The sequence below is a fragment of the Cellulomonas septica genome (assembly GCF_012396155.1).
In the GTDB taxonomy this organism is placed as follows: Bacteria; Actinomycetota; Actinomycetes; order Actinomycetales; family Cellulomonadaceae; genus Cellulomonas; species Cellulomonas septica.
The window spans coordinates 1-4829 of sequence record NZ_JAAXOY010000246.1; the positions used below are offsets into that span (position 1 = coordinate 1).

Here is a 4829-nt window from a genome sequence, read left to right on the forward strand (position 1 = left end):
CGGCGGCCGGTGGCGGCGTCGTCGCGCTCGTCGTCCTGGGCGGCGCGCTCGCAGCCCTCGACCGGCGCACGCTCACCGACGTCGTACGCGTCGAGCGCGAACCCGTCCCGGCGGAGGCCGCCGTCCCCGCCGCGCCCGACCCGACCGACTGACCGACAGACGCCCTGCGTGGCGGGACTCACCCCGCGCGCCTGACCAGACCGACCGCCGCGTCGGGTAGATTGGAAGCCCGTGACAGAGCGCGCGCATCGACTCTCCGGGCGGTCGGACTCCACGACCCGGCACATCTTCGTCACCGGGGGCGTCGCCTCCTCCCTCGGCAAGGGCCTGACGGCATCGAGCCTCGGCCGCCTCCTCCGCTCTCGCGGCCTCCGGGTCACGATGCAGAAGCTCGACCCGTACCTGAACGTCGACCCCGGGACGATGAACCCGTTCCAGCACGGCGAGGTCTTCGTGACCGAGGACGGCGCCGAGACGGACCTCGACGTCGGCCACTACGAGCGGTTCCTCGACGTCGACCTCGTCGGCTCCGCGAACGTGACCACCGGCCAGGTCTACTCGCAGGTGATCGCCAAGGAGCGCCGCGGCGAGTACCTCGGCGACACCGTGCAGGTCATCCCGCACATCACCGACGAGATCAAGACCCGCATGCGCTCGCAGGCGAGCGACGACGTCGACGTGATCATCACCGAGATCGGCGGGACCGTCGGCGACATCGAGTCGCTGCCCTTCCTCGAGGCCGCGCGCCAGGTGCGCCACGACCTCGGCCGCTCCAACGTCTTCTTCCTGCACGTCTCGCTGCTGCCGTACATCGGCCCGTCGGGCGAGCTCAAGACCAAGCCCACGCAGCACTCGGTGGCCGCGCTGCGCAGCATCGGCATCCAGCCCGACGCGATCGTCCTGCGCGCGGACCGCGACGTGCCCGAGGGCACCAAGCGGAAGATCGCGCTGTTCTGCGACGTCGACGTCGAGGGCGTCGTCACCGCGAAGGACGCGCCGAGCATCTACGACATCCCGCGCGTGCTGCACTCCGAGGGGCTCGACGCCTACGTCGTGCAGCGCCTCGGCCTGCCGTTCCGCGACGTCGACTGGTCGGGGTGGGACGAGCTGCTGCACCGCGTGCACCAGCCCGCGCACCAGGTCGAGGTCGCGCTCGTCGGCAAGTACATCGACCTGCCCGACGCGTACCTGTCGGTCACCGAGGCGCTGCGCGCCGGTGGCTTCCACCACGACGCGCGCGTCGTGATCCGGTGGGTCCGGTCGGACGACTGCCAGACCCCCGAGGGTGCCCGGCTCGCGCTCGAGGGCGTGGACGCGGTGCTCGTGCCCGGCGGGTTCGGCGTGCGCGGCATCGAGGGCAAGCTCGGCGCGCTGCGCTGGGCGCGCGAGAACCGGGTGCCGACGCTCGGCATCTGCCTCGGCCTGCAGTGCATGGTCATCGAGTACTCGCGCAACGTGCTGGGGCTCGAGGGCGCGTCGTCGTCCGAGTTCGACGAGAACCCCGCGCACCCCGTCATCGCGACGATGGCCGAGCAGCTCGCGATCGTCGGCGGCGGCGGCGACCTGGGCGGCACGATGCGGCTCGGCGCCTACGAGGCGCGGCTCACGCCCGGCTCGGTCGTCGCGGAGGCGTACGGCAGCGAGACGGTGTCCGAGCGTCACCGGCACCGCTACGAGGTGAACAACGCCTACCGCGACAAGCTCGAGGATGCCGGGTTCGTCATCTCGGGCGTCTCGCCCGACACGTCGCTCGTCGAGTTCGTCGAGCTCCCGCGCGAGACGCACCCGTACTTCGTCGCGACCCAGGCGCACCCCGAGTTCAAGTCGCGACCGACGCGCGCGCACCCGCTGTTCGCGGGGCTCGTCGGTGCGGCCCTCGAGCAGCGCACCGACGAGGCCTGATGACGGGCCCGTCGGGTCCCGTGGAGGACCGGCACGCACCGCGGCCGGTCGTCTCGCACGAGGTCATCCACCACGGCAAGGTGTGGGACCTTGCGGGGGACGTCGTCGACCTCGGGGACAGCCAGGTGCTGCGCGAGTACGTCGACCACCCCGGCGCGGTCGCGGTCATCGCGCTCGACGACGAGGACCGGGTGCTGCTGCTGCAGCAGTACCGGCACCCCGTGCGGCACGAGCTGTGGGAGCCGCCCGCCGGTCTGCTCGACGTCGAGGGCGAGGACCTCGTCGTCGCCGCGGCGCGCGAGCTCGCCGAGGAGGCCGACCTCGTCGCCGGCTCGTGGTGGCGGCTCACGGAGTTCTTCTCCTCGCCGGGCGGGTCCGACGAGCGGATCGTCGTGTTCCTCGCGCGGGACCTGTCGCCCGTGCCGGACGCCGACCGCTACGAGCGGGTCGACGAGGAGGCCGCGATGGTGCCCGTGTGGGTCCCGCTCGACGAGGCCGTGGACGCGGTGCTCGCGGGTCGCCTGCACAGCCCGACGACGGTCTCCGGGGTCCTCGCGGCTGCGGCCGCCCGCGCCCGGGACTGGTCGACGCTCACCGAGGTGTCGCCCGCCTGACGCACGGCACGACGCGGCGCCGTCCCCGACCTCGCGGTTCGGGGGCGGCGCCGAGTCCGTCCTGTCAGCGGCTCGCCGACCGGCGGTACTGCAGGTTGGCGAGCGGGATGAACACGAGCAGGAAGATGCCCGCCCAGATGAGCGTGTAGAGCTCGGCGTGTTGCAGGGGCCACGCGTCGGGCGCCGGGACCTGCGGCGGGATGTTGCCGAACAGCTCACGCGACGCCTGGGTCACGGCGGAGACCGGGTTCCACTCGGCGAACGTCTGCAGCGGCGCCGGCAGCGTGTCCAGAGGCACGAAGGTGTTCGCGACGAACGTCAGCGGGAAGATCACGATGAACGTCGCGTTGTTGAACACCTCCACGCTCGGGACGAGCATGCCGAGCCACGCCATCACCCACGAGATCGCGTAGGCGAACACCAGCAGCAGCAGGAACCCGAGGGCCGCCTCCGCGACCGAGCTGTGGATGCCCCAGCCCACGAGGAGCCCCGTGAGGCTCATGACGACGAGCACGAGGACGTTGTTGACGACGTCCGACAGCGTGCGGCCCGTGAGGACGGCGGACGGCGCCATGGGCAGCGAGCGGAAGCGGTCGATGATGCCCTTCTTGATGTCCTCCGCGAGGCCCGCGCCCGTGATGGTGGCGCCGAAGATGACCGTCTGGGCGAAGATCCCCGCCATGAGGAACTCGCGGTACGCGCTCGGGTCGGCGCCGCCGGGGACCTCGATAGCGCCGCCGAACACGTAGGCGAACAGCAGCACGAACATGATGGGCGAGAGGGTCGTGAAGACGAGCAGGTCGGGGACCCGCTTGATCTTGATGATGTTCCGCTTGGCGACGACGTAGGCGTCGGACAGCACGATCGGGGTGGCCATCACTCGCCTCCGGAGGTCGGTCGCAGACCGGTCGTGACACCGGCGGGCGGCTCCTCGTCGGTCGGGCGGCCGTCGCCCTCGTCCTCGGCCGTCCTCCCGGTGAGCGAGAGGAACACGTCGTCGAGGGTCGGGCGCCGCAGGCCCACGTCGTCGAGCGTGACGCCCGCGTCGCCGAGCACCCGCAGCGACTCGGTCAGGGTGCTCGGACCGCCGTCGACGGGCATGAGCAGCGAACGGCGCCCGTGGTCGAGCGTCGCCGCGCCCACGCCGAGCGGCTCGAGCAGGCGACGTGCCTCGTCGAGGCGGGCCGGGTCCCGCACGGTGAGCTCGAGGCGCTCGCCGCCGACCTGCAGCTTGAGCTGGTCGGACGTGCCCTGCGCGATGATCCGGCCGTGGTCGATGACCACGATCTCGTCGGCCAGCAGGTCGGCCTCCTCCAGGTACTGCGTCGTGAGCAGCAGCGTCGTGCCGCCCGCGACGAGGTCCTGGATGACCTCCCACATGTCGGCGCGGCCGCGCGGGTCGAGACCCGTCGTCGGCTCGTCGAGGAAGATCACCGGCGGGTCGGCCACGAGCGCGCCCGCGAGGTCGAGGCGTCGCCGCATGCCGCCGGAGTATGTCTTCGACGGGCGGTCGGCGGCGTCCTCCAGCCGGAACGCGGCCAGGAGCTCACGAGCGCGCGCCTGGGACCTCTTCGCACCCAGGTGGTAGAGCCGGCCGATCATGTCGAGGTTCTCGAAGCCCGTGAGGTACTCGTCGACCGCGGCGTACTGGCCCGACAGGCCGATGCGGCGACGCACCTCGCGGGGGTGGGTCCGCACGTCCACGCCCGCGACGGTCGCCGAGCCCGCGTCGGGCTGCAGCAGCGTCGCGAGGATGCGGACGATGGTGGTCTTGCCCGCCCCGTTGGGGCCGAGCAGACCGAGCACCGAGCCGGTCGGCACGGTGAGGTCGACGCCGTCGAGCGCCGTGACGTCCTTGTACCGCTTCACCAGGCCGGTGGCGGTGATCGCGTCGGTCATGCCACAGCAGCGTAGGGACCACCGCCCACATTCGTCCCGTTCCGCCCGGATCCACGACCGTGCCGTGCCCGTCGGAGGCGGTGGGCGCGTCCGACGTCAGCAGGTGCCCGGAACCGCCTCCTCGCACGTGCGCGCCGTGCCACGATCGGCTCACCACGGCGAGCGACGGAGCCCGCCGGACCGATGAACGGAGCCTGGGTGACGCCTGCGGCGCGGCCGGCTCCCGGGTGATGCTGCTGCACGGGTGAGCGGGTCGACGACGAGGTCGACCTGACGGACGTCCGCGGGTGCGCAGGGCACCGGACCTAGAGTGGTCCGGTGCCCGCCCACGTCGCCTCCGTGCTGGGCCCCGTGCTCGTGGCCGCCGGCGACCGCTCCGTCTCGCCGGGCGGGCCGCGCGCCCGCGCGCTCGTG

4 protein-coding genes are annotated in these 4829 nt (G+C 72.4%); 2 read left to right on the plus strand and 2 right to left on the minus strand.

What is annotated here, in order from left to right; all coding sequences use genetic code 11:
• Nucleotides 1-231: 231 nt before the first annotated feature.
• Together pyrG and HGA02_RS10690 are read left to right on the plus strand one after the other, a co-directional pair.
• Nucleotides 232-1902 (plus strand): CTP synthase, encoded by a 1671-nt coding sequence (pyrG, locus tag HGA02_RS10685; protein ID WP_168678993.1) that lies wholly within the window; start codon nt 232-234, stop codon nt 1900-1902.
• Nucleotides 1902-2516 (plus strand): NUDIX domain-containing protein, encoded by a 615-nt coding sequence (locus HGA02_RS10690; RefSeq protein ID WP_168678994.1) that lies wholly within the window; start codon nt 1902-1904, stop codon nt 2514-2516. Before pyrG ends, HGA02_RS10690 begins: the two co-directional genes overlap by 1 nt.
• 64 nt (nt 2517-2580) lie before the next feature.
• On the opposite strand, the gene HGA02_RS10695 is transcribed toward HGA02_RS10690, so the two are convergent.
• Both HGA02_RS10695 and HGA02_RS10700 read right to left on the minus strand, forming a co-directional pair.
• A complete protein-coding gene (locus HGA02_RS10695; RefSeq protein WP_168678995.1) occupies nt 2581-3393 on the minus strand; it encodes an ABC transporter permease in 813 nt (270 codons plus the stop codon).
• Nucleotides 3393-4415: an ATP-binding cassette domain-containing protein gene (locus HGA02_RS10700; protein ID WP_168678996.1), complete on the minus strand. Its 1023-nt coding sequence runs from the start codon at nt 4413-4415 to the stop codon at nt 3393-3395. The genes HGA02_RS10695 and HGA02_RS10700 overlap by 1 nt, the downstream gene beginning before the upstream one ends.
• Between the last annotated feature and the right edge of the window lie 414 nt (nt 4416-4829).